This window comes from Cupriavidus sp. C3SS-1, from assembly GCF_057073755.1.
Genome location: NZ_CP172699.1, coordinates 131,993 through 156,029, shown reverse-complemented (window position 1 = coordinate 156,029; position 24,037 = coordinate 131,993). Strand labels below are relative to the sequence as shown.

General features: G+C 66.1%; 25 protein-coding genes. 6 read left to right on the top strand and 19 right to left on the bottom strand.

What is annotated here, in order from left to right:
* Window positions 1-77: 77 nt before the first annotated feature.
* The 3 genes from ACIGJC_RS00705 to ACIGJC_RS00695 form a co-directional block, all read right to left on the bottom strand.
* Window positions 78-1,259, bottom strand: coding sequence for an isovaleryl-CoA dehydrogenase (locus tag ACIGJC_RS00705; RefSeq protein WP_483710130.1), 1,182 nt, complete (start codon window positions 1,257-1,259; stop codon window positions 78-80).
* Between the two features lie 43 nt (window positions 1,260-1,302).
* Window positions 1,303-1,779, bottom strand: a complete 477-nt coding sequence (locus tag ACIGJC_RS00700) for a PaaI family thioesterase (RefSeq protein WP_483710129.1) — start codon at window positions 1,777-1,779, stop codon at window positions 1,303-1,305.
* Window positions 1,780-1,871: 92 nt separating this feature from the next.
* Window positions 1,872-2,327 carry a MerR family transcriptional regulator gene (locus ACIGJC_RS00695; protein WP_483710128.1) on the bottom strand — a complete coding sequence of 152 codons (456 nt, stop codon included), beginning with the start codon at window positions 2,325-2,327 and terminating at the stop codon, window positions 1,872-1,874.
* A 220-nt stretch (window positions 2,328-2,547) separates the two neighbouring features.
* Between ACIGJC_RS00695 and ACIGJC_RS00690 the strand changes: the two genes are divergently transcribed.
* Window positions 2,548-3,624, top strand: a complete 1,077-nt coding sequence (locus ACIGJC_RS00690) for an MBL fold metallo-hydrolase (RefSeq protein WP_483710127.1) — start codon at window positions 2,548-2,550, stop codon at window positions 3,622-3,624.
* Between the two features lie 84 nt (window positions 3,625-3,708).
* On the opposite strand, the gene ACIGJC_RS00685 is transcribed toward ACIGJC_RS00690, so the two are convergent.
* The 5 genes from ACIGJC_RS00685 to argS all read right to left on the bottom strand — a co-directional run bounded on the left by ACIGJC_RS00685 (window position 3,709) and on the right by argS (window position 8,815).
* Window positions 3,709-4,536, bottom strand: coding sequence for a helical backbone metal receptor (locus ACIGJC_RS00685; protein ID WP_483710126.1), 828 nt, complete (start codon window positions 4,534-4,536; stop codon window positions 3,709-3,711).
* Window positions 4,537-4,538: 2 nt separating this feature from the next.
* On the bottom strand, window positions 4,539-5,336 hold the full coding sequence (locus tag ACIGJC_RS00680) for an SDR family oxidoreductase (protein ID WP_483710125.1): 798 nt from the start codon (window positions 5,334-5,336) through the stop codon (window positions 4,539-4,541).
* A gap of 66 nt (window positions 5,337-5,402) precedes the next feature.
* Window positions 5,403-6,038 (bottom strand): thiol:disulfide interchange protein DsbA/DsbL, encoded by a 636-nt coding sequence (locus tag ACIGJC_RS00675; RefSeq protein WP_483710124.1) that lies wholly within the window; start codon window positions 6,036-6,038, stop codon window positions 5,403-5,405.
* Between the two features lie 92 nt (window positions 6,039-6,130).
* Complete coding sequence (locus ACIGJC_RS00670; RefSeq protein ID WP_483710123.1) at window positions 6,131-6,886, bottom strand: SPOR domain-containing protein; 756 nt, start codon at window positions 6,884-6,886, stop codon at window positions 6,131-6,133.
* A 141-nt stretch (window positions 6,887-7,027) separates the two neighbouring features.
* Window positions 7,028-8,815, bottom strand: a complete 1,788-nt coding sequence (gene argS / locus ACIGJC_RS00665) for an arginine--tRNA ligase (RefSeq protein WP_483710122.1) — start codon at window positions 8,813-8,815, stop codon at window positions 7,028-7,030.
* A gap of 287 nt (window positions 8,816-9,102) precedes the next feature.
* On the opposite strand from argS, the gene ACIGJC_RS00660 reads away from it, so the two are divergent.
* Window positions 9,103-9,420, top strand: a complete 318-nt coding sequence (locus ACIGJC_RS00660; RefSeq protein ID WP_483710121.1) for a DUF1840 domain-containing protein — start codon at window positions 9,103-9,105, stop codon at window positions 9,418-9,420.
* A gap of 158 nt (window positions 9,421-9,578) precedes the next feature.
* On the opposite strand, the gene ACIGJC_RS00655 is transcribed toward ACIGJC_RS00660, so the two are convergent.
* Entirely contained in the window at window positions 9,579-10,004 is a 426-nt protein-coding gene (locus ACIGJC_RS00655) for an ElaB/YgaM/YqjD family protein (RefSeq protein WP_483710120.1), read from the bottom strand.
* A 46-nt stretch (window positions 10,005-10,050) separates the two neighbouring features.
* Window positions 10,051-10,215, bottom strand: coding sequence for a DUF1328 domain-containing protein (locus ACIGJC_RS00650; protein WP_211946877.1), 165 nt, complete (start codon window positions 10,213-10,215; stop codon window positions 10,051-10,053).
* A gap of 299 nt (window positions 10,216-10,514) precedes the next feature.
* Between ACIGJC_RS00650 and ACIGJC_RS00645 the strand changes: the two genes are divergently transcribed.
* On the top strand, window positions 10,515-11,921 hold the full coding sequence (locus ACIGJC_RS00645; protein WP_483710119.1) for a sensor histidine kinase: 1,407 nt from the start codon (window positions 10,515-10,517) through the stop codon (window positions 11,919-11,921).
* A gap of 57 nt (window positions 11,922-11,978) precedes the next feature.
* Here ACIGJC_RS00645 and ACIGJC_RS00640 read toward each other — a convergent pair whose 3' ends face one another.
* The 5 genes from ACIGJC_RS00640 to ACIGJC_RS00620 form a co-directional block, all read right to left on the bottom strand.
* Window positions 11,979-12,389: a response regulator gene (locus ACIGJC_RS00640; protein ID WP_483710118.1), complete on the bottom strand. Its 411-nt coding sequence runs from the start codon at window positions 12,387-12,389 to the stop codon at window positions 11,979-11,981.
* Between the two features lie 75 nt (window positions 12,390-12,464).
* Complete coding sequence (locus ACIGJC_RS00635) at window positions 12,465-13,097, bottom strand: response regulator (protein WP_011296311.1); 633 nt, start codon at window positions 13,095-13,097, stop codon at window positions 12,465-12,467.
* 217 nt (window positions 13,098-13,314) lie between these two features.
* Window positions 13,315-13,725: a hypothetical protein gene (locus ACIGJC_RS00630; RefSeq protein WP_483710117.1), complete on the bottom strand. Its 411-nt coding sequence runs from the start codon at window positions 13,723-13,725 to the stop codon at window positions 13,315-13,317.
* A gap of 261 nt (window positions 13,726-13,986) precedes the next feature.
* Window positions 13,987-16,734 carry a methionine synthase gene (gene metH / locus ACIGJC_RS00625; RefSeq protein ID WP_483710116.1) on the bottom strand — a complete coding sequence of 916 codons (2,748 nt, stop codon included), beginning with the start codon at window positions 16,732-16,734 and terminating at the stop codon, window positions 13,987-13,989.
* A gap of 17 nt (window positions 16,735-16,751) precedes the next feature.
* The gene (locus ACIGJC_RS00620) at window positions 16,752-17,807 is read right to left on the bottom strand and encodes a homocysteine S-methyltransferase family protein (RefSeq protein ID WP_483710115.1); all 1,056 of its coding nucleotides are present in this window, start codon (window positions 17,805-17,807) and stop codon (window positions 16,752-16,754) included.
* A gap of 175 nt (window positions 17,808-17,982) precedes the next feature.
* On the opposite strand from ACIGJC_RS00620, the gene ACIGJC_RS00615 reads away from it, so the two are divergent.
* Window positions 17,983-18,375 (top strand): rhodanese-like domain-containing protein, encoded by a 393-nt coding sequence (locus tag ACIGJC_RS00615; RefSeq protein WP_483710114.1) that lies wholly within the window; start codon window positions 17,983-17,985, stop codon window positions 18,373-18,375.
* Window positions 18,376-18,462: 87 nt separating this feature from the next.
* Here the strand turns inward: ACIGJC_RS00615 and ACIGJC_RS00610 are convergent, their stop codons facing one another.
* From ACIGJC_RS00610 to ACIGJC_RS00595, 4 genes are all read right to left on the bottom strand, one after another.
* Complete coding sequence (locus tag ACIGJC_RS00610) at window positions 18,463-18,720, bottom strand: BTH_I0359 family protein (protein WP_211946871.1); 258 nt, start codon at window positions 18,718-18,720, stop codon at window positions 18,463-18,465.
* 215 nt (window positions 18,721-18,935) lie between these two features.
* Window positions 18,936-19,784 (bottom strand): 3-oxoadipate enol-lactonase, encoded by an 849-nt coding sequence (gene pcaD / locus ACIGJC_RS00605; protein ID WP_483710113.1) that lies wholly within the window; start codon window positions 19,782-19,784, stop codon window positions 18,936-18,938.
* Window positions 19,785-19,835: 51 nt separating this feature from the next.
* The gene (locus ACIGJC_RS00600; protein ID WP_483711579.1) at window positions 19,836-20,825 is read right to left on the bottom strand and encodes a DUF3108 domain-containing protein; all 990 of its coding nucleotides are present in this window, start codon (window positions 20,823-20,825) and stop codon (window positions 19,836-19,838) included.
* An 85-nt stretch (window positions 20,826-20,910) separates the two neighbouring features.
* Window positions 20,911-21,744 carry an IclR family transcriptional regulator gene (locus ACIGJC_RS00595; protein ID WP_483710112.1) on the bottom strand — a complete coding sequence of 278 codons (834 nt, stop codon included), beginning with the start codon at window positions 21,742-21,744 and terminating at the stop codon, window positions 20,911-20,913.
* A gap of 251 nt (window positions 21,745-21,995) precedes the next feature.
* Here ACIGJC_RS00595 and ACIGJC_RS00590 point away from each other — a divergent pair, with 251 nt between their 5' ends.
* Together ACIGJC_RS00590 and ACIGJC_RS00585 are read left to right on the top strand one after the other, a co-directional pair.
* The gene (locus ACIGJC_RS00590) at window positions 21,996-23,003 is read left to right on the top strand and encodes a Bug family tripartite tricarboxylate transporter substrate binding protein (RefSeq protein WP_483710111.1); all 1,008 of its coding nucleotides are present in this window, start codon (window positions 21,996-21,998) and stop codon (window positions 23,001-23,003) included.
* 40 nt (window positions 23,004-23,043) lie between these two features.
* Window positions 23,044-24,024, top strand: a complete 981-nt coding sequence (locus tag ACIGJC_RS00585) for a fumarylacetoacetate hydrolase family protein (RefSeq protein WP_483710110.1) — start codon at window positions 23,044-23,046, stop codon at window positions 24,022-24,024.
* The last annotated feature ends 13 nt before the right edge of the window (window positions 24,025-24,037 follow it).

Here is a 24,037-nt window from a genome sequence, read left to right as displayed (position 1 = left end):
CAGTAGGGCGGGGGCTGGGAGAATTGTAAATGGGTTTTGAGGCTCGATTTTGGGGCGCGAGACGAGCGCCCCGAAAATCACATCGTCTCGGCAAACAACTCCCGACCGATCAGCATCCGCCTGATCTCCGAAGTCCCCGCACCGATCTCATACAGCTTGGCATCGCGCCACAGGCGACCAGCCGGGTATTCGTTGATGTAGCCATTGCCACCCAGGATCTGCACGGTCTCGCCGGCCATCCACGTGGCCTTTTCAGCCGTATAGAGGATCACCGCCGCGCAATCCTTGCGCACCTGCCGCACGTGATCGACACCGAGCGAATCCAGGTTCTTGCCCACCGTGTACAGATAGCTGCGGGCCGCCTGCAGCGTGGTGTACATATCGGCCACCTTGCCCTGGATCAGCTGGAATTCGCCGATGCTCTGGCCGAACTGCTTGCGGTCGTGGATGTAGGGGGTGACCACGTCCATGCAGGCCTGCATGATGCCGACTGGTCCCCCCGACAGCACGGCGCGCTCGTAGTCGAGGCCGCTCATCAGGACCTTGGCACCGCTGTTCTCGCCGCCGAGGATGTTCTCGACCGGTACTTCCACGTCCTCGAACACCAGCTCGCCGGTATGCGAGCCGCGCATGCCCAGCTTGTCCAGCTTTTGCGCCACCGAGAAACCCTTCATGCCCTTCTCGACGATGAAGGCCGTCATGCCGCGCGCGCCGAGGTCCGGTTCGGTCTTGGCATAGACCACCAGCACGTCGCAATCCGGACCGTTGGTGATCCACATCTTGGTACCGTTGAGCACGAAGCGATCGCCCTTGAAATCAGCGCGCAGCTTCATGCTCACCACGTCCGAGCCGGCATTGGGCTCGCTCATGGCCAGCGCGCCGATCCATTCGCCCGACACCAGCTTCGGCAGGTACTTTGCCTTCTGCGCGGCGCTGCCATTGCGGTGGATCTGGTTCACGCACAGGTTCGAGTGCGCGCCATACGACAGGCCGACTGAAGCCGAAGCCCGGCTGATTTCCTCCATCGCCACCATGTGGGCGAGGTAGCCCATGTTGGCGCCGCCATACTCTTCCGCCACGGTGATGCCGAGCACGCCAAGGTCGCCCATCTTCTTCCAGGCGTCCATGGGGAACTGGTCGGTGCGGTCGATCTCGCCGGCGCGCGGGGCCAGTTCAGCCTGGGCCCAGCCGCGCACGGCGCCGCGCAGCATCTCGATGTCTTCGCCCAGGTCGAATTTCAGGCCAGGGAGTTCGGTCATGATGGTCTCCGGTTGGAATCTTGCTGGCGTCGCAATGTGCGCGTCAGACGTGTTCGAGCGTGCGTACCACGCAAAGGGTCATCAGCATGGTCGCCACGAGCTTGCGGCGGCCCTGCTGCTCGACGAAGACATCGCCCTGCGCCACGATCAGCGTGCGGCCGGGCTTGAGCACGCGCCCCACGGCGATCAGGCGTTCGCCCTGCGCCGGCGACAGCAGGTTGATCTTGTACTCGGCGGTCAGGCCTGCCTCGCCCTCTCCCACCATGGTCAGCGCGGCATAGCCGCATGCGCTGTCGGCCAGCGCACCGACGACGCCGCCATGGAAGAAGCCGTGCTGCTGGGTCACGCCCTCGGACCACGACATGGCGATCTCGACCTCGCCGCGTTCGACGCGGGCCAGGGCGGCGCCAAAGGTGCGCATCAGTCCCTGGCGGGCAAAGCTGCTGGCAATGGTGCCGGCCCGGTCCGCAGACAGTTCGGGCTGGACGGGACTGGCGGCAGCATCAAGGTCCTGCGTCATGGCAACTCCATGGTGAGAGGGTTCGAGGTATTCTATTTACGTTTACGTAAACGTCAACCCGCAGAGTCACCGAGATGAGCGAAAGTGCAGCGTCAGGCAGCTTCGTGCTTGGCCGGTCCACCGGTGCGCGCATGCTGTGCGTCCAATAGCGCCTTGCAATGCTTCTCATGCTGGTCGATCTCGGCCAGTTGCGCCTGCAGGTCTTCAAGCTGGCGTTCCAGTGCGGCCCGGTGGCCGGCCAGCGCACCCAGGAAGCGTTCGAGTTGCGGTGCGCTGTCGCGCGGAGACTCGTAGAGGTCAAGAATCTCGCGGATCTCGTTGAGAGTAAGCCCCAACCTCTTGCCGCGCAGCGTGAGCTTCAGGCGGGTACGTTCGCGCCCGTTGTACACGCGCGTGCGGCCGCCGGGGCCGGCGCGCTCGGGCGCCAGCAGGCCCTGGTCCTCATAGAACCGGATGGCGCGCGGCGTGATATCGAACTCGCGCGCGAGGTCGGTGATCGTATAGGTGGCGGGCCCGGGAGACGATCCGGAAACGTTAGTGGCTGCCATGGTGCGCCCAATGAAAGTGAACGGTCGTTCGTTGCGAAGTCAACTTTTGGCTTAAGATTGAGACGAGTCGCACGGATTGACGTTTACGTTAGCGTCAACCCACGCGACTGGCAACCGGCGTCGTCATGCGCGCTCGCATTGGCTTTGCATGACGGCAAACACGAGAAGGCCCCGCCTGCCCCGGCATGCAAGGCGCAGGGCTTCGACGACGAGACTCCTCATGAACGCACTCGAACACCAGCTCCAATACCCGTTCGCGGACACCATGCCCGAGCCCGGCACCAAGCAGGAAGTGGCGCCCGGCGTCTACTGGCTGCGCATGCCGCTGCCCTTCGCGCTGGACCACATCAACCTGTGGCTGCTGCGCGACCGGATCGACGGCCGGAACGGCTGGACCATCATCGACTGCGGCATCACCAACGACACCATCAAGGCGCACTGGGAAACCATCTTCGCCAACGAACTCGAAGGCCTGCCGGTGCTGCGCGTGCTGGTCACGCACAGCCACCCCGACCACGTTGGCCTGGCGCACTGGCTGTGCAAGCGCTTCGACGTGCGACTGTGGATGAGCCTGGGCGACTACATGAGCGCCCGCGTGATGGGCAGCGGCACCGGCGCGGGCTCCAGCGCCGGCGGCGAACTCGCGGCCGAGCACTTCGCGCTCCATGGCCTGACCGACCCCGACAGCCAGGAGAAGCTGCGCGCCCGCAAGACCTACTATCCGTCGCTGGTGCCGGACCTGCCCACGCGGTACCGCCGCCTGATGGACGGCGACACCGTCGCCATCGGCGCCGAGCCGGCCACCGCCGGCTGGCGCGTGATCACCGGCTTCGGCCATTCACCCGAGCACGTGGCGCTGTACAACGCCGCTACCAACGTGCTGATCTCGGGCGACATGGTGCTGCCGCGCATCTCGACCAATGTCAGCGTGTTCGACATGGAGCCGGAAGCCAATTCGCTGCAGCTCTACCTCGATTCGCTCGGAAAGTACCAGGACCTGCCCGACGACGTGCTGATCCTGCCGTCGCACGGCCGCCCCTTCCGCAACCTGCATACGCGCATCACGCAGCTGCGCGAGCACCATGTGGACCGGCTGGCCGAAACGCTGGACGCCTGCCGCGAAAAACCGTGCAGCGCGCATGACATCGTCGGCGTGATCTTCAAGCGCCAGTTCGATATCCACCAGATGACGTTCGCCATGGGCGAGTCGCTGGCGCACCTGCATGCGCTGTGGCATCGCGGGGAACTGGTGCGGGAACTCGGGGATGATGGGGTGATCCGGTTCCGGGCGGGGTGAGCTTCGGGACACCTTCTGTTTTCTCCCCTCTCCCGCTGCGGGAGAGGCGAGAAAACCAACGCTGAATGACACCTCGCGTATCAGTCAGACGCTACCGGCCAGCCGCGCCAAATAGCGCACCCCTTCGATCGCCCGGCTGCCATACCACGACAGCATCTCCCCATCGACCAGCTGCACCGGCTTGCCGAGCTGCCGCTCCAGCGCATCGGCATGGTCTTCGGTAAAGCGGTAGGGCTCGGTGGACAGCAGCACCTCGTCGAGCCCGCGCACCAGCGCATCGCTCCAGCGGAAGCTCGGATAGCGTTCCCCCGCCGCGTTGGGACGGCTGCAGTCGCCGTCCGCGCAGGCCTGCGGCACGTCTTCCGGCCAGGTCTGCCAGTTCACCAGCGCCAGCATGCGGCTGATATAGGTGTCGCGCGACACCGTCATCCAAGGATCCTGCCAGATGGCGTAGAGCACCTTGCGCGCCGGCCATGCGCGGGCGCGCACAGCGTCCAGTTCCGCCTGCAGCGCGGCACACAGCGCCTGCGCCCGGGGCTGCCGTCCGAAGATGCCACCCAGCAGCCGGTACAGCGCCAGATTGTCTTCCGGCGCGCACGGATGCGTGACGATCACGTTCGGCACGAAGCGGCGGATCTCGTCCACGGTTTCACGCCGGTTCTCGTCGATATTGACCACCACATGCGTCGGCGCAAGCGCGCGCAGGCGGTCGAGCTTCACGTCCTTGGTGCCACCGACCTTGGCCACCGCGCGCACGTCCGGCTCCGGATGGATGCAGAAACCCGTGCGCGCCACCATCTGTCCGCCCAGTTCGAGCGCGAACAGCAGCTCGGTCACCGACGGCACCAGCGAAGCAATGCGGACCTCCCCACTGGCCGCGGCGTGGTGCTGGCCGATGGCGTCGCGCCACATGGTCAGTCTACCGCGCCGCCGCGCGGTTTGCGCGGAGCCTTTGCCGCCAGTGCGTCGTAGAGCCAGCGCGGCATCACGTGCATCAGCGACGCGACCACGCCCATTTGCCACGGAATCACCCGGAAGCGGCTTCCCGCTGCAATCGCGCGCACGGCCTTGCGGGCGAACACGTCGGCATCGGTCAGGAACGGCATGCGGTAAGGGTTGTGGGCTGTCATCGGCGTACGGATATAGCCGGGCGCGATGGTCACCACGCGGATGCCATGGCGCCGCTGCTCCAGCCGCAGGCTTTCCAGCAGCTTGATCACCGCCGACTTGGACGCGCTGTAGGCGCCGCCACCGGGCAGCCCGCGCACGCCCGCCACGCTGGCAATGCCCACCAGCGTGCCGCGCCAGCCGCCGGCGCCCGGTTCGCGGTCTTGCATCGGGTGCAGGAACGGCTGGAATGTGGTCAGCATGCCGAACCAGTTGGTGTCCATGACCATGCGGAAGACCTCCAGGTCCTCTCGCTCGCTAGCCACGGTACCCACCGAAACCCCGGCGTTGGCGATCACGACGTCGGGCACGCCGATGCGGTCCAGGAAATGCTGCGCGGCCCGCGCCATGGCGTCGGCGTCGCGCACGTCGGCGGCATAGACATGGACCGCGCCGGGATTGGGCAGGGTCTGGGCCAGGTCGCGCAAGGCGCCCTCGCGCCGCGCCACCAGTCCCAGGATGGCGCCTTGGCGCGCATACTCGCGTGCCAGCGCGTGGCCCAGGCCGCTGGAGGCGCCGGTAAGAAAGACTTTCAGGGGGCGCATCGGTCTACCGGAGGCTCAAATGAAAAAAGGCCGGTACGCAACCGTACCGGCCTTCGGGAATACCGCTCAGAGCTTCTTGTCGCGGACCTGCGTCACCAGGTAATCCATGGCCTGGATCGCGCCGGTCTTGGTGCCCGCGATGGACGGCGAGGTCTCGTACTTGCCCTGGACCACCACGGTCGGCACGCCATCGACCTTGTAGGCGTCGGCGATCTTGTTGGCGCGTTGCGCGTTGGTGGTCACCGAGAACGAGTTGTAGGCATCCAGGAACGCCTTGCGGTCGATGCCGTTCTTGGCCATGAAGTCGGCGATCTCGTTCGGGTCCAGCATGCGCTTGCGCTCGACGTGGATCGCATTGAAGACCTTGGCGTGCATGGCGTCCAGCTTGCCGAGGGACTCCAGCGCATAGAAGATCTTGGTATGCGGCAGCAGGTCGTCGCGGAAGGCGACCGGCACGCGCTTGAACACGACGTCCTTCCCCTGCTTCTTGACCCAGGCCTCGAGCTCGGGCTCGAAGTCAAAGCAGTGCGGGCAGCCGTACCAGAAAAACTCGGTAACCTCGATCTTGCCTGCCGGCACGGGCTGCGGCGCCTTCAGCACCTGGTATTCCTTGCCTTCGGTGGGCGCCGCCTGGGCAGGGGCGTTCATCAGCAGGCCGCCGACAGCGGCAAACGTGGCAATCAGTGCGGCGAGTTTCTTCATCTTGGAGCAGCCTTCCGGGTTGGGCGATGAGCGTATGACAGCGGCGGCGGCATCCGGTTCAGCGGGCCGCCGGCCCTGGGGGTTACAGCGCGTTACTGCTTGGTGAAGCGGATCACCGAGGCGTCGAAGCCGGCCGACTGCAGCCGGTCGCGCGCCTTGTTCATGTCCTCGATGCGGTTGTACGGGCCGATCCGCACGCGGTACATCTTCACGCCGTTGACATCGCGGTCGGTAATCCTGGCCTCGAAGCCCTGCATGGCGAGATTGGCCTTCTGGCGGTCGGCGTCGTCCGACGAGCGGAACGCACCCACCTGCAGCAGGTAGCCGACCTTGTTGGCATCGGCCTGGGCGATCTCGGCAATCGGATCCGCCACCGGCTTCTCGACCGGCTTGTTCATGGCAAGGGGCTTCTCGGCAGGCTTTTCAGCCGGCTTCTCAGCCGGCTTCTCGGCCGGCTTTTCCGCCGGACGCGCCACGGCTATCGGCGGCTGCCGATCGCCGTTGCTCCGGTCGGGCGCCGCTTGCTGCGACGGCGCCTCGGGCGCGGGCTGGCCGACCGGCTTGGCCGGGGTCTTGCTCCACAGCGGCTTGTTCGGGTCGGTCGGCCCTTCCTGCTGGGACTGGGATTGCGTGGGGCTGGGCAGCGTGCTGGCCACGTTGCCCGGCTCGGCGGCCGGCCGCGGCGCGTTCTTCTGCTGGAACGGCGCCGGGGACTTGGTGATGTACAGGGCGACGACCACGGCGATGGCCAGTCCGACGATCAGCCCGAGCACCAGGCCCAGGAACGTTCCACCGCGCTGCTGGCTGCGGCGGGCACTACGCGCATCGCGCTTGCGTTGCTGTTGCATAAGTCCTCTTAGGTGTTGCCGGGAGATTATAGTGCCAGCGCCGCCCGCGCAGGCACCGGCCGCGGCGCGGGCGGCCCTTGGGCGGCCCGTCCTTCTCCGGCCTGGTCCTGCGGTCGCGTCCTGACCTACATGCTTACATGCTTACATGCGACGAGGCGCCGAGACGCCGATCACCGCCAGGCCATTGCGCAGCACCTGGCGCGTGGCCGCCAGCAGTGCCAGGCGCGCGCGCTTGACCGATTCGTCGTCGACCAGCACGCGGTCGGTGTTGTAGAACGCATGGAAGTCGCCCGCCAGGTCGCGCAGGTAGAACGCGACCGCGTGCGGTGCCAGTTCGCCCGCGGCGGCGGCCAGCATCTCGGGGAACTCGGCCAGGCGCTGGCCCAGTGCCAGTGCCTGCGGGCTGACGTCGGCGCCGGTGACGGCGGCCAGGTCGGTGCCGGCCAGTTCGGCCAGGCGGCCTTCCCACTCGGCGCCCCCCCACGATTCGAAGATCGAGCAGATGCGCGCATGGGCGTACTGCACGTAGTACACCGGGTTCTCGTCGTTCTGCTTGAGCGCCAGGTCGACGTCGAACACGAATTCGGTATCGGCCTTGCGCGACAGCAGGAAGAAACGCACCGCGTCGCGCCCGCGCGTGAAGTGCGCGGGCCAGTCGGCCACGCCGGCGTCCAGGCAGCCGCGGATGGTTTCGTCGCCACCGTTGGACCATTCGATCAGATCGCGCACGGTCACGTAGGAGCCGGCACGCTTGGAGATCTTCACCTCCTCGCCGTTCTTCATCACGGTGACCATCTTGTGCAGCACGTAGTCGGGGTAGCCCTTGGGGATGCCGATGTCCAGGCCCTGCAGCCCGGCGCGCACGCGCGCGATGGTGCCGTGGTGGTCGCTGCCCTGCACGTTGATGACCTTGCCGAAGCCGCGCTCCCACTTGGTGGTGTGGTAGGCCACGTCCGGCACGAAGTAGGTGTAGGTACCGTCGGTCTTCTTCATGACCCGGTCCTTGTCGTCGCCGTCGTCGGTGGTGCGCAGCCACAGCGCACCCTCGCTCTCGTAGGTCTTGCCCTTGGCGACCAGCCCCCGGACCGCGGCTTCCACGCGGCCGTCGGTGTACAGCGACGACTCCAGGTAATAGCGGTCGAACTTGACGCCGAAGGCCTGCAGGTCGATGTCCTGCTCGTTGCGCAGGTAGGTCACCGCGAACTTGCGGATCGAGTCGACATCCTCGGGATTGCCCGATGCGGTCACCGGCTGGCCGTCCGAGGCGCTCACGGTCTTGCCAGCCAGGAAGTCGGCGGCGATGTCGGCAATATAGTCGCCGTTATAGGCGGCTTCCGGCCAGTTGGCGTCGCCGGGCTTGAAGCCGCGCGCACGCGCCTGGACCGACACGGCCAGGTTCTGGATCTGCACGCCGGCATCGTTGTAGTAGAACTCGCGGTGCACGTCGTAGCCCTGCCAGGACAGCAGGTTGGCGAGCGCATCGCCGAGCGCGGCCTGGCGGCCGTGGCCGACGTGCAGCGGGCCGGTCGGGTTGGCCGAGACGAACTCGACCAGCACGTTGCCATGCATGCCACGTTCCTGCGCGCCGTACCGGTCGCCCTGGTTCAGCACCGCGCGCAGCACGTCGGCCTTGGCCGCCGGTGTCAGGCGCAGGTTGATGAAGCCGGGGCCGGCGATCTCCATGGCCGCGACCAGGCCGGCCGCACGCGGATCGGCCTGGACTGCCGCCACGATGCGCTGCGCCAGTTCGCGCGGATTGCTCTTGAGCGCGCGTGCCACCTGCATGGCGATGTTGCACGCCAGGTCGCCGTGGGCGGCGGCCTTGGGCCGCTCGAAAGTCACGGCCGGCAGGGCCGCGTCGGCCGGAGCGAGCGCGCGCACCGCATCGGTGAACGCAGCGGCAAGATTGGAGGTCTGAACAGGCAGCATGGATGTCAAAGCCCTGGTGGGCAGTAAGTCTGGCAGGCGGCGCGACGGCGCCCGGGAGCCCAGCCGGCAATGCCGGCGTAAAGCCACGGGCAAGGCGCCGCGGAGTCGAACGAAGCGGCGCGCAAGTGAACGCCGCGCCGCGTGACCGGCAATGGAATTCGGAAACGCGGAATTTTATCAGGTGCTATGCTGACATCATGCGCGCGGCTCGCAAGAGCCACAATCCGCGCGGCCGCTCCCGCCCCCGGGAGACCGCGTCATGCGTGTCCGTAAAAGGAAACAACATCATGCTGATCACCTTTAAATCCCACGCCGCGCAAGACCTGATCATGATGAGGGATCTGGCCGTAACGCTCCTGGGCATCATCGGCAAGCATCTCGGAGAGCGGGGGGTGATCACCACGGAAGAGATGCCACGCGCGATCCAGAAGCTGGAAGCCGCCGTGAGCGACGCCAAGCGCAATCATCCCGCGGAAACCGCCGTCAACGAAGACAAGCATGACGATGAGGACGAACCGCTGCACCTCGGCCAGCGCGCCTACCCGTTCCTCGACATGCTGCGCGCCTCGCAGAAGGAAGGCGTGGATGTGCTCTGGGGCGTCTGACGGGGATCAGGACCGGGACTCACTGGCAACGGCCGGCGAACAAAAAAACGCCTGGCGCCGCCTCAGCGGGGCCAGGCTTCCGGAACGTGGATGTCTTCCGGACAAGGGGGGAACGTTGCCGCCGGCCGTCGCGCCTGCCCGCGGACGGCCGCAGCGAGCTACTCCCGGTTACTCCCGCTACGCGTTGCCAGCAACAGGCCAATCAGCGCACCGATCGCGGCGGCGAGGCCGACCGCCTTGAGCGGGGACTCGGCCACGCGCTGTTGCGCCTGCACGACCGCACCATCCATGCGCTCGCGAACCTGCGTCACACTGTCGCCGGCCTGCGCGCGCAGGCGATCGGTCATTTCGCTGGCCCGTTCGCGCAGGCGGCGCCCGGCGCTCAGGCTCTGCTCGGATCCTTCGGTGGCCAGCACTTCGATGGTGTGCTGAAGTTGCGCGATCAGGGACTTCACTTCGTTCGAGATCGGGCCGGCGGCATCGCGCGTGTCGCGTGCCGCATGCCGGATCCGGCGAATCGTACTGTCGGCGCTGTCGGCGAGGTGGGTGATTTCCTTCCGGACTTTCGGGTTCTGCGTCAGCATAGGGCTACTCCTAAGTCTCAGGGCACGGTTCGGGACACGTCGCGCGTCACCGCCTGCGGACCAGACCCATCACGGCGGCGACCAGGGCCACGATCAGGAAGATGAAGAACAGGATCTTGGCGATCTCCACGGCGCCGGCAGCAATACCGCCAAAACCGAACACCGCGGCAATCAGCGCGATTACGAAAAAGACGAGTGCATATTGCAGCATGACTGAACTCCCGATGGTGGCGACAGGTGCCCGCCGGACGGGCAGCATCGCCGGTTAGGACTTGCGCGGTGACGTGCAAGCTCATAGCCTCATCGTAGGAAGCCGTCCCCGGCACAGACACCGAAAGCGGGCCGATTCCGCTGTCAGCCAAGTCCTACAGTGCCGTCCGCGACCGTATTTCCGGCTCGCCGAAGGTCCTTCGAGACGTGGCCGGGGACACAGTCGCAGGTTGACCTCGCCGTGAGTATGTGATCCCATGGCCGCTCCCGGCGGCAAGCGCCCCACCGAGGAATTGCCTCATGCTCAAGCAGTTCAAGCAGTCCTTCCTGCCCCATACCCTGCTGCTTGCCGGCGGCATCCTGCTGACCCTGGCGGTGCTGGTCGCCTCTGAAACCGGCAATATCCGCCTGCGCGAGAGCTACAACGATGTCATCCGCTCGCAGCGCCTGCAGACGCATCTGGCCGCGCTCCAGGGAGAACTGGTCAATGCGGAGGCGGGCCAGCGCGGCTTCCTGCTGACCGGCAAGGACACGTATCTGGAGCCTTACTACAAGGCCCTGCCGCGCATCGCCGACCTGACGGCAAGCATCCGCGCGGACTACGCCACCGACGAAGAAGGGCTCAAGCTGTTCGGCGACACGTCCAAGCAGATCAGCAGCAAGCTCAATGAAATGGCACTGACGCTGCTGTACGGCAAGCGCGACCTGATGGTGGCGCTGGACCTGGTGCGTACCGACTACGGCAAGCAGACCATGGACAACGCGCGCCGCGGCCTGGACCAGCTCCAGGCGCGCGAAGCGGAGACCGTCGCCCACAGGCTGGTGGGGGCGGAGCGCGACGTGCAGTTGTCGCGTTACGGCATCGGCCTGCTGACGGCCATCAATATCGTGCTGCTGATCGCGGTGGGGCTGGGCCACGCCAAGCGCCTGACCATGTCCGAAGCCGCGCGCTCGCAGGCGGAAGAAGAAGGTCTGCGGCTCGACCGCAAGGTGCGCGCGCGCACGCGTCAGCTGTCGGCGCTCGCCGGTCACCTGCAGCGCGTGACCGAAGACGAGAAGACGCGCCTGGCGCGCGAACTGCACGACGAACTCGGCGCCATCCTCACCGCCATCAAGCTGGACCTGCACTGGGTCCGCCGGCGCGTGCAGGAGAGCCACCCGGAAGCCGCGGACAAGCTGACGCGCGTGATGCTCCACGTGGACCAGGGCATCCAGATCAAGCGCCGCCTGATCGAAGACCTGCGGCCGACCGTGCTGCTCAACCTGGGGCTGCGGGCGGCGCTGTGCCAGCTGGTCGAGGACGTCGCCGGGCGCAATCACTGGGAGTCCGAAGTCAGCATTCCCGACGATCTCCCGCGCCTGCGCGACGATGCCGCGATTGCGCTCTATCGGATCGCCCAGGAATCGTTCACCAACGCCAGCAAGTATTCGGAGGCGACCCATATCCGCCTGTCGCTGGGCCACACGGAGACGCAGCTCACGCTGACGATCCACGACGATGGCAAGGGCCTGCCGCCCGACTTCGATGCCGGCAGCACGGCCGGACACCATGGCCTGCTTGGCATGGAGCAGCGCGTGACGGCGCTCGGCGGCAGCATGGAGATCGTGTCGTCGCCCAATACCGGCGTCAGCATCCGCGTGGAGGTGCCGCTCACCGCGTCGGTGCTGGCACCGGCGGAGGAGCCGGCCGAGACCCAGCCGGAATAGCCGGTCAGCGCAAGCGGCAAGGCAGGGCGAGGCAGTGCGGGACGCCTGGGAAGCAGGTCAGGCAGCGCCCGCCGCGTGTTCCTCGATCACGCGGAACACCTGCTCGAGTTCGAGCGACTTGTCGAAGAAATAGTCGGCTCCGGCCTCGGCGCACTGGCGCCGGTACATCGAGACCTGCGCGTGGTTGGTGTACACGATGCGCATGCCGGGCAAGCCCTGGCTCTTCATGGCGCTCAGCACATTGATGCCATTGCCCTGGCGCAGCTGCAGGTCGACGATCACCACGTCATACGGCTGGCCGTTGGCCAGCAAGCGCAATGCCATGGCCTCGGTATCGGCCCAGTCGATGCTCTGCACATAGGGAAAGTCGCTCAGGTACTCAAGGAGCATGCCGCGCAGCACTGCCGAGTCTTCGATCAGAAGAACGCGCAGTGCCCGGTATGGGGGGTTCGAAGCCTGCTCCGACATTCGTCAACTACGTCCGGTGGTGGGGTTGCCCCATCGCGCCAGCCAGCCCTGCGCGACGAGATCGCCTGATCCGATCTATTCGACCAGGCCGTTCTTGATGGCGTAGTAGGTCAGATCCGCGTTGGTCTTCATGCCCATTTTCTCCAGAATGCGTGAACGGTAAGTGCTGACGGTCTTCACGCTCAGGAAGAGTTCGTCCGCGATCACCGATACCGACTGGCCGCGCGACAGCTTGCAGAAAATCTGGAACTCGCGCTCGGACAACATCTGGTGCACCGGCTGCTCGGTCGGCTTGTCGAGGCCGCCGATCAGCAGGTCCGCCACGGCCGCGCTGACGTAGCGCCGGCCTTGCGCCACGGTGCGGATGGCCTTGACCAGGTCATCCGGCGCGCTTTCCTTGGTCAGGTAGCCCGACGCCCCGGCGCGAATCAGGTTGATCGCGTACTGGTCTTCGGGATAGGTGGAAAGGATCAGCACCGGCAGGTCGGGCTTGCGCTGGCGAATCAGCTTGAGCACGTCGATGCCATTGCGTTCGGGCATCGAGATGTCGAGCACCAGCACGTCGAATTCGCCATCGCGCAATTGCGCCATGACTTCGTCGCCGCTACCGGCCTCTCCGGTGACCTGGATATCAGGTTCATCAGCAAGGAACTGGCGCAGCCCTGCGCGAACAATCTCGTGATCATCAGCGATCAGGACGCGGATCATCATGGCTCCACTGTTGGGGCTTTCGCCCAAAGACGGGTGCAGGCGGAACCGCTTGCTGTGTAAGCATTGTAGTGCCGCAACGCGCCGCGGACTGTCAGTGTCAGGCTGACATGGCGCCGCGTGACAACCGCACGCACCAAAGCAGAGCGGGACGGCTGGAGGTCCGTCCCGCTCTGCTGCGTTGCATCAAACCGGCTGGGCCGGCCTGCGCTTTGGCTTATTGGGTCTTGGCACCCGCTTCGGCGCCTGCGCTGGCCCCCAGGGAGGCGTCAGACTTGTCTTTCTTGTGCGACTTGGCGCTGTGCTTTGACTTGCCCATGCCGGTATCGGCCTTGGCCGGGTCAGCCGGCTCGGCCGGGGTTGCAGGCGTGGCACGTGTGGAGGATGTGGCCGGTGTGGCCGGCGTGGCGGGTGTGGCCGGCGTGGCGGCATGGCCCTTGTCCAGAGAGGTCGACGCACCCACGCCCGCTTGCGCCCCGCCGGCTGTCGGAGCCGGCGCGTTCACGGCGGCACCGACGTCGGCCCTGACGCCGGGGTTGCCCGTGGTGGTACCGGTGCCTTGCGCCATGGCCAGCGACGAAGCAGCAGCGATCGACAGGGCGGACAGGGAGATCAGCAGTTTCTTCATGGAAAGGCTCCTTTCAGGTGATCCGCAGCGAAACATTCGCCGCGGCATCCACGCTGTTGTTCACGTGAACTTGGAACCAAGTCTAGGGATGCCCCCGCCCGCGGTCTGTGAGCGATTGCAATGCAGTGTAAGGAGATGTGAAGCGGCGCGAACGCCGCCTTCGAATGGCCGATGCTGCGAAGCAAGGCAAATTCCCTGCTGCATCAGCGACCTGCGCGATTCCGGGCACCGCACGTTCGCGGTGCCCACGCGTGCATGCCGTTACAGGTTGGGCGCAAGCGCGCGCGCCACGGCGTTGCGGTCCTCGTGGCGGCGGGCCGCCATGTCGTCGAGCTGGTCCTGGCCGATCTTGCCGATCGTGAAGTAGGTCGAGTCCGGATGCGACAGGTAGAAGCCGCTGACCGAGGCCGCCGGCGTCATCGCCAGCGCCTCGGTAATGCCCATCCCGATCTCCGCGCAGTCGAGGAAGCTGAACATCGGGCCCTTGACGGTGTGCTCCGGGCAGGCCGGGTAGCCGGGCGCCGGGCGGATGCCGCGGTACTTCTCGGCAATCAGGTCGTCGTTGCTCAGGTGCTCGGCGGCGTCGTAGCCCCAAAGGTCCGTGCGCACACGCTGGTGCAGGCATTCGGCAAAGCCTTCTGCGAAGCGGTCGGCCAGTGCCTTCAGCATGATGGCGCTGTAGTCGTCGTGGTCGGCTTCGAACTGGGCTTCCTTCTTGTCGACGCCGATACCGGCCGTCACCGCGAACAGCCCGATGTAGTCCGCCACGCCCGAGGCCTTGGGCGCGATGAAATCAGACAGGCAGCGGTTGGGACGGCGTACGCCATCCACCACGGGACGCTCGCCCTGCTGGCGCACGTTGTGCCACGTGAGGGCAACCTTGCTACGGGTTTCGTCGGTGTAGATCTCGATGTCGTCGTCGTTGACGGTGTTGGCCGGCAGCAGCGCCATCACGCCGTTGGCGGTCAGCCAGCGGCCCTGGATCAGGCGAGACAGCATGGCCTTGCCATCCGAGTAGACCTTGCGCGCGGACTCGCCGACGATCTCGTCGTTGAGGATGTCCGGGAATTTGCCGGCCAGGTCCCAGGTCTGGAAGAACGGGCCCCAGTCGATGAATTTGGCCAGTTCCGCGAGGTCGTAGTTGCGGAACACGCGCCGGCCGATGAACTTAGGCTTCGGCGGCACGTAGCCGCTCCAGTCGATCGGCGTCTTGTTGGCACGGGCCTCGGCCAGCGTCACCATCGGCAATGCCTTCTTGCCGGCGTGCTGCGCGCGGATGCGGTCGTAGTCGGTCTTCAGTTCGTCGAGATACTTCGTAGCGCCTTCGTCCGACAGCAGGCTCGATGCCACGCTGACCGAGCGCGAAGCGTCCGGCACGTACACCACCGGGCCTTCGTAGTTCGGCGCGATCTTCACCGCCGTATGCACGCGCGACGTGGTCGCGCCGCCGATCAGCAGCGGGATCTTCTTCACGCGGAAGTAGTCGTCGCGCTGCATTTCCGACGCCACGTAGGCCATCTCTTCGAGCGACGGCGTGATCAGCCCCGACAGGCCGACGATGTCCGCGCCCTCGACCTTGGCCTTGGCCAGGATCTCGTTGCACGGGACCATCACGCCCATGTTGACCACTTCGAAGTTATTGCACTGGAGCACCACCGACACGATGTTCTTGCCGATGTCGTGCACATCGCCCTTCACGGTGGCGATCACGATCTTGCCGCGCGAGCGCACATCGCCGCCGGCCTCGGCCAGCAGGCGCTTCTCTTCCTCGATGAAAGGCAGCAGGTGGGCCACTGCCTGCTTCATCACGCGCGCGCTCTTGACCACCTGCGGCAGGAACATCTTGCCCGCGCCGAACAGGTCGCCGACGATGTTCATGCCATCCATCAGCGGGCCTTCGATCACCTCGATCGGACGTCCGCCGCGTGCGGCGATCTGCTGGCGGGCTTCCTCGGTATCTTCGACGATGAAGTTGGTGATGCCGTGCACCAGCGCATGCGCCAGGCGCTCGCCTACCGACACCGGGGCTTCCGGCGTGCCGCGCCAGGCGAGATTCTCTTCGCGCTTTGCGCCGCCGCCCTTGAAGCGGTCGGCGATCTCCAGCAGGCGGTCGGTCGCGTCATCGCGGCGGTTCAGCACCACGTCTTCCACGCGCTCGCGCAACTCGGGATCGAGCTGGTCGTACACGCCGAGCTGGCCGGCGTTGACGATGCCCATGTCCATGCCCGCCGCGATGGCGTGGTACAGGAACACGGTGTGGATCGCCTCGCGCACCAGGTCGTTGCCGCGAAACGAGAACGACACGTTCGACACGCCGCCGCTCACCTTGGCATACGGCAGGTTCTGCTTGATCCAGGCCGTGGCCTCGATGAAGTCCACCGCGTAGTTGTTGTGTTCCTCGATACCGGTGGCCACCGCGAAGATGTTCGGGTCGAAGATGATGTCCTCGGGCGGGAAGCCGACTTCGTTCACCAGGAAGTCATAGCTGCGCTTGCAGATCTCGGTCTTGCGCGCGAATGTGTCGGCCTGGCCCTGTTCGTCGAAGGCCATCACCACGGTGGCGGCGCCGTAGCGGCGGATCAGCTCGGCATGGTGGCGGAACTGTTCCTCGCCTTCCTTCAGCGAGATCGAGTTCACCACGGGCTTGCCCTGCACGCACTGCAAGCCGGCCTCGATCACTTCCCACTTGGAGGAGTCGATCATGATCGGCACGCGCGCGATATCGGGCTCGGAAGCAATCAGGTTCAGGAAGCGGACCATGGCCGCTTTCGAATCCAGCATCGCCTCGTCCATATTGATGTCGATGATCTGCGCGCCGTTCTCGACCTGCTGGCGGGCCACCGCCAGCGCCTCGTCGAACTGTCCGTTCAGGATCATGCGGGCGAAGGCTTTGGAGCCCGTGACGTTGGTCCGTTCGCCGACGTTGACGAAGAGCGTGTCGTCGTCGATCGTGAACGGCTCCAGGCCGGACAGGCGCATCGGGCGCGGGGGCAGTTGGTTCGTGCTCATGGGTTCTTCTCGCCGGCTCAGGCGGCTTCGCTGTACTGGCCCGGCCACGTGCGCGGGGTCTTGTTGGCCACGCGCTGGGCGATCGCGGCAATGTGTTCGGGCGTGGTGCCGCAGCAGCCGCCCACCAGGTTCACCAGGCCGGAGGCCGCAAATTCCTCCACCAGCGACGAAGTGACTTCCGGCGTTTCGTCGAAACCGGTGTCGCTCATCGGGTTGGGCAGGCCGGCGTTCGGGTAGCAGGAAATCGCCACGTCGCACACCTTCGCCAGCTCGGCGATATACGGACGCATCAGCGTCGCGCCGAGCGCGCAGTTCAGGCCGAAGGTGACGGGCTTCACGTGGCGCAGGCTGTTCCAGAACGCTTCGACGGTCTGGCCCGAGAGGATGCGGCCGGAGGCATCGGTCACGGTGCCGGAGATCATCACGGGCAGTCGTTCGCCGGTGTCCTCGAACAGCTGGTCGATGGCAAACAGGCAAGCCTTGGCGTTGAGCGTGTCGAAGATCGTTTCGACCAGGAACACATCGGCGCCGCCTTCGAGCAAACCCTTGCCCTGCTCGTAGTAGGACTCGCGCAGTTGCTCGAAGGTGACATTGCGCGCGCCCGGGTCATTCACGTCGGGCGAGATGCTTGCGGTCTTCGGCGTCGGGCCGAACGCGCCGGCGACGAAGCGCGGCTTGTCCGGCGTGCTGTACTTGTCGCAGGCCGCGCGCGCGAGCTTTGCTGCCTCGACGTTCATCTCGTACGCCAGCTCGGCCATCTTGTAGTCTTCCTGCGCCACGCTGGTGGCACCGAAAGTATTGGTCTCGATGATGTCCGCGCCGGCGGCAAGGTACTGCTCGTGGATCTCGCTGATGACCTGCGGGCGCGTGAGCACCAGCAGTTCGTTGTTGCCCTTCACGTCGACCTTGTGTTCCGTGAAGCGCGCGCCGCGGTAGTCGGCCTCGGTGAGCTTGTAGCGCTGGATCATGGTGCCCATGGCGCCGTCCAGGATCAGGATGCGCTCGCGCAGCAGCCGGGGCAGGTTGGCAGCCCGGGTATAGGGACGCACGGAGGGTTGGTCAGGGGCACTCATGGCGGGGACTGTGGAAGGCGGGACAAATCGTCAAGAGGGCGATTTTATCAGGTGTATCAAGGCCTTGCGGGCGCCGGAGGTTGCCTGTGCGCGCGCTGCGGACCTACACTGAGAGGCGTAACAGTCACCATCGGATCCCCATCGCCGGCATTCCTGCCGGCTCCCGCGCCCTGCCATGGAACATCTCAGCCCCGCCGACGCCCAGAAGTTGCTGCTGGAATCCCCCGACACGCTGTTTATCGATTGCCGCAGCGAAATGGAATACCTGTTCGTCGGCCACCCCAAAGGTGCGCACAACGTACCGTGGAACGACGGGCCGGACTGGGAAGTGAATCCGCATTTCGTGCAGGTCGTGAAAAAGCTGGCCGGCCACGTTTCAGCGCGACCCGTGCTGCTGATCTGCCGCAGCGGCAATCGCTCCACGGCGGCGGCGCGCGCGCTGGAGGGGGCGGGCTTCTCCAGCGTCTATAACGTGCTGCACGGATTCGAAGGAGATCTCGATGCGCAGCGGCATCGGAATACGGTTAACGGATGGCGGCATGAAGGGTTGGATTGGGAGCAGTACTGACGTATTGGCCCTTGAAGACGTTTAAAAAAACAAAAACGCCCGCGCATGCGCGGGCGTTACCACCACCAGACGCGATTCGTTCGAGCGTCAGTGCATCACCAGCGGATGCGTCATGACCGTATCGAACTTCCCGAGAAAATCGTCAACTTCTTCGACCGACGGCTCGCTCTCGATCAGCCGCTGCACATCGGCCCTGAAGTTCTCGGCCAGCTTGCCGCCAAGAAAAATCTCGCGCTTCATGTTCTTGTCTACGATTTCATAACCGCCGAATTCGAGAGGCGCTTGCTCGACATCCACACCAAATTCCACGATGCAGTAGTTGTCGCTGTTGTAGATCATTTGCATGGCACACCTCCTCGCGTCATGGTTGGCGGCGGGCCCTTTCATTGTTGCAAATTGAGCGGGGGCGCCGCGTTCTTACCTCCAAGCTAGGGGCGGCCACGCCGATTTCAAGTTTTGCGTGCGAGCCGCCGTACGGATACAACGTTTTCTGCCTCTGTAAGTTGGGCAACGGCAACACCAACAAGTTTCTTGAGAATAGGGCACCACTGCGTTGTGCGTTATGGAACGTCGCATTGGCCGCCGCAGGCAGCGTTGCCAAGGAAGGCGTCAAGAGCGGCGTGAAAGCGCTCAGCCTGCTCGATCGACACCAGATGCGCCGCCGGCAAGACTTCGAGCCGCGAGCCGGGAATCGCCTCGGCGATGGACTGCGCCATCGCCACCGTCGCGCCCTGGTCGTGTTCGCCCGCGACCAGCAGTGTCGGGCAGTGGATGCGGGACAGCGCGCTGCGCACGTCGAACGCCATGATGGCCTGCCCCACGCCGACATAGCCGCGCACCGGCGTGGCCAGCAGCATGGCGCGGATGCGCGCGACCTCGTCCTCGTGCGCCTGGCGGTAGGGCTCGGTCAGCCAGCGCTCCAGCGTGGCATCGACCAGTCCGGACATGCCATGCGCCTCGACCTGCCCGATGCGGTTATGCCACATCGGGTGCGCATCGAGCGGCGTGTGGCTGATGGTGGCCGCGAGCGTCAGCGACAGCAGCCGCTCGGCATGGCGCACGCCCAGCGTCTGGCCGATCATGCCGCCCACCGAGATGCCGCAGAAATGCGCCTGCGGGATCTGCAGCGCATCCATGATGGCCGCGACGTCGTCGGCCAGGCGCATCATGGTGTAGGGGCCGACCGGGGCGTCGCTGGCGCCATGCCCGCGCATGTCCGGTCGCACCACGCGATAGCGCGCGGACAGGTGGCGCGCGGTCGCATCCCAGAGCGTATGGTCGGCACCGAGCGCATGCGCAAGAATTACCCAGGGGCCATCGGCGCCGTCCACGCGAACGTGCAGGCCGACGCCCTCGACCTGGATGCGATGCGACTCGCCGGAGGCAGTGGTGGCGGTGCTGGCGGTCATGGCGGAACTCCTTAAAGGGTTGGCGTGTGAACGCGGGCAGCGCCGCTGCCATCACTGGCCCTCGGTACTGCGGTAGACGAGGTCGATCTGCGTACCGTCCGGCTCGGTCTGGCGCAGCCTGACCGGCATCCAGCCAAGCGCCTGCGCCAGCCAGATTTCCACGCGGCGCTTGTCGCCTGCGTGCCGCTGGAGCCGCACAAAGTGCTTGGCGCGCACCATGCCGCGGCCGGTATCAATCTCTTCCTCTCCAACATACTGCACTTGCATCGGTTGCATGTCGCGCGTATCCGCCACCTGGAATGTTTCGGTGACGCCTGGCGACGCATAGCGCTGCGGGTTGCCGCGTACCCGGCCGACCAGTTGCAGGAAGACGCTGAAGCGGTCCTGCGCGCCCGGCGGCAACGCTGCCTGCGTACCCGGCGAAAACGCCACGGTGCCACCGGCCTGGTCGAAACGCGCGGCCTCGGACTTGCCGCGCCGGTTTTCCTCGTAGCGTTCGGGCAGCAGCCCGTTCTCCGTCATGGCGCCGCTGCTCTGGAAGGCAAAGCGGAACCACAGCACGCGCGTCTCGACCGATAGCCGATAGTGCTTGCCATCCTGCTGCCAGCGGATCAGCCCATCGGGGTTCTGCACGCCGTTGACGAAGCTGGCGTAGTGCATGGTGGCCGACGGCGGCGCGAGGTACTTCTCGCCCTCCTGCGCGGGCGGGCCGGGCGGCGCTGGCGGGGCGGGCATCGGCGCGGCGGCAGGCGCGGCACCGCTGCCGCCGGGGCCGGTCACGGTTTCCTTGATGCCACGGTCGGACGTCGCCACGGCGGGTGCGGGCGGCTCGGGCGGCGTTTCGACGACTTTCGGTGCTGGCTGGGGCGGTGCCGGTTGCGGCGGGGCCGGGCGCGGCTTCGCCGCGGGCTGTGGCATTGGCGGAGGCGGACGTATCGGCTTTGGCGGCGGCAGCAATACCGCCTCGAGCGCCGGTGTCTCGCTGACATCGAGCGGAATCAGCGGCCCGGGCATGCGCAGGAAGCCAATCACGGCGAGCATATGCACGAGCAGCACCAGCAGGATGACGAGGATCCAGCGCCGCCGCCGCCATGCGCGCGGGTCGGCGCCGGCTCTGGCGCGGGAATCAGGAGTGGCCGGTCCGTCCGGCCGTTTGGGCGGCACCAAGATAGCCGAGTTCCGATGAAAGCTGTTGGGCGATCTCACGCACGCGGCGATCGACTGTACCACCCCATTCTGCATCGAATATGCTTTGCGCGCCCAGCACGATCAAACCCATGGCCAGGTGACCATTGGCGTCGAACACCGGCATCGAGAACGCATTGATGCCGGGCAGCACGCCGCCACGCGTGCGGGCCGCGCCATGGGCGCGCACCTCGGCACAGATAGCGTCATAGTCGGCGGGGCTGGCCGGAATATCGGGCACGTCGTCCTGCCCGCGCGCGGCGAGTTCGCGCTCGATCAGTGGCTGGGTCTGCTTGCGCGACAGGTAGGCGCCGTACAGGCGGCCGGTGGCCGAGTTCAGCATCGGCATCACATCGCCGAGCCGCAGGCTGACGGTGACCGGATGGCTCGATTCCTCCCAGTGCACGATGGTTGGCCCGTGGTTGCCCCACACGGCGATGCCGGCGGTCAGGTCGATCTCGTCGCGCAGCTGCGACAGGATCGGCCGCGCCTTCTTGACCGGATCCAGCCGGTTCAGGCCGGCCAGCCCAAGCTGCAGGGCGAACGGCCCCAGGTCATAGCGCCCGCTCACCGGATCCTGCGCCACCGCGCCCAGGCGCAGGAAGCTGACCAGGTAGCGGTGCGCCTTGGCCGGGTTCATCTCGGCGGCGGCGGCGAGGTCGCGCAGCATCATCGCGCGCGGCGAGGCGGCCAGCGCCTGCAGCAGCTTGAAACCCACCTCGATGGACTGGATACCGGAGCGCAGCTTGGCGTCGTCTTCGTCAAGTTCGGTCATGCGCGGCGAGGGTTGGGCACCGTGAGTGAAAAGATTGGGTGAGTCAGCGAACAACAGCAGGATTGTGGGGGATTCGCCGCCGCCAGCACAGGGCCTCCGGTGAAATCCTTACGGAAATTTACTATAGCGAAATCGATTTACCAATTTTTAAACGGTGAGTAGACTTTCGCGACAGACCCGGTGCACCGGCCGGTCCGCCATGGACCACGGTGACGCCAAGCCGGGCTGAGGACCCCAGACGGAGACAACCTGTGACGCCCTTCCGCCCTTCGCGCGCCGCGCTACGCGCCGCCTGCTGCGCCCTTGCCACCTTTGCCGCCTTTGCCGCCACCGCCGGGGCCACCGCCAGTGCGGCGGATGCCTGGCCGTCGCAGCCGATCCGCTGGGTCGTGCCCTATCCTGCCGGCGGCGGCACCGACGTGGTGGCGCGCACGCTGGGCCAAGCCATCTCGCCCGCGCTGGGCAAGCAGGTCGTGGTCGACAACCGGCCTGGCGCGGCGACCATCGTCGGCGCTGACGCGGTCGCCCACGCCAAGCCCGACGGCTACACGGTCCTGACTGCCGACACCGCCACGCTGGCCGCCAACCCGTCGCTGTACAAGAAGCTGCCCTACAACGCCGAGAAGGACTTCGTCCACGTCGGCATGGTGGCGCGTTTCCCGCTGGTGCTGGTGGCCGCGCCGAACTTCCCGGCCAAGACGCTCAAGGAAGCCATCGAGTACGCGCAGCACAACCCCGGCAAGGTCAACTTTGCCTCGCCGGGCGCGGGCAGCCCGCACCATCTGGCCATGGAACTGTTCATGGACCAGGCCCACATCAAGATGACCCACGTGCCCTACAAGGGCGCCGCGCCGGCCGTGCAGGACCTGCTGGCCGGGCAGGTGGACCTGATGTTCGTGGACCTGGCATCGGGCCAGCAGAACATCACCGGCGGCAAGCTGCGGGCGCTCGGCACGGCCACGCCCAAACGCCTGGCCGTGCTGCCCAATGTGCCGACCGTGGCCGAAGGCGGCATCGCCGGCTTCGAGGCCTACGCGTGGCAAGGGGTGGTGGCGCCGGCCGGCACGCCCAAGCCCGTCGTCACCCGGCTCAACGCCGAACTGGTCAAGGCACTGAAGAGCCCCGAGGTGCAGAAGCGCATGGAAGGCGTCGGCGTCGAGCCGGTTTCGAGCACGCCGGAAGAGTTCGCGCAATACGCGCACGCCGAGGCCGAGCGCTGGGGCAAGCTGATCAAGGCAAAAGGCATCACGGTAGACTGACGGTCGACTCATCAAGCCAAGGCTTTTACCTTTACCGACCATGAAACTCGCCACCCTCAAGGATGGCTCGCGCGACGGCCAGCTGGTGGTCGTCTCGCGCGACCTGAAGACCGCCCATTACGCCGCCGATGTCGCCGGCCGCCTGCAAACCGTGCTGGACGACTGGGCCTTCTACGCGCCGCAGCTCCAGGATCTCTCCGACGCCCTCAATGCGGACCGCGCGCGCCACCCGTTCCCGTTCGATCCAAAGCACTGCATGGCGCCGTTGCCGCGCGCCTACCAGTGGGCCGACGGCTCGGCCTACGTCAATCACGTCGAACTCGTGCGCAAGGCGCGCGGCGCCGAGATGCCGCCCGAGTTCTGGACCGATCCGCTGATGTACCAGGGCGGCTCCGACGATTTCCTGGGCCCGTACGACGACATCGTGTGCGCCAGCGAAGCCTTCGGCATCGACTTCGAAGCCGAGGTCGCCGTCATCACCGGCGATGTGAAGATGGGTGCCACGGCCGAGCAGGCCGCCGAGGCCATCCGCCTGGTGCTGCTGGCCAACGATGTGTCGCTGCGCAACCTGATTCCGGCCGAACTTGGCAAGGGCTTCGGCTTCTTCCAGAGCAAGCCGGCCACGGCGTTCTCGCCGGTGGCGGTCACGCCCGATGAACTCGGCGAGGCCTGGCGCGAGCGCAAGGTGCACCTGCCCATGACCGTGCACTGGAACAGCAAGAAGGTGGGCCAGCCCGACTGCGGCACCGACATGGTGTTCGACTTCGGCCAGCTTATCGCGCATATCTGCAAGACGCGCAACGTGCGCGCCGGCAGCATCGTCGGTTCGGGCACCATCTCGAATGTCGACCGCAAGAAGGGCTACTGCTGCATCGCCGAGAAGCGCATGCTGGAAACCATCGAGGACGGCAAGCCGTCGACCGAGTTCATGAAGTTTGGCGACGCGGTGAAGATCGAGATGTTCGACGCCCAGGGCCATTCGGTGTTCGGCGCCATCGACCAGCTCGTGGCCCAACCCTGACGGCAAGACCGCA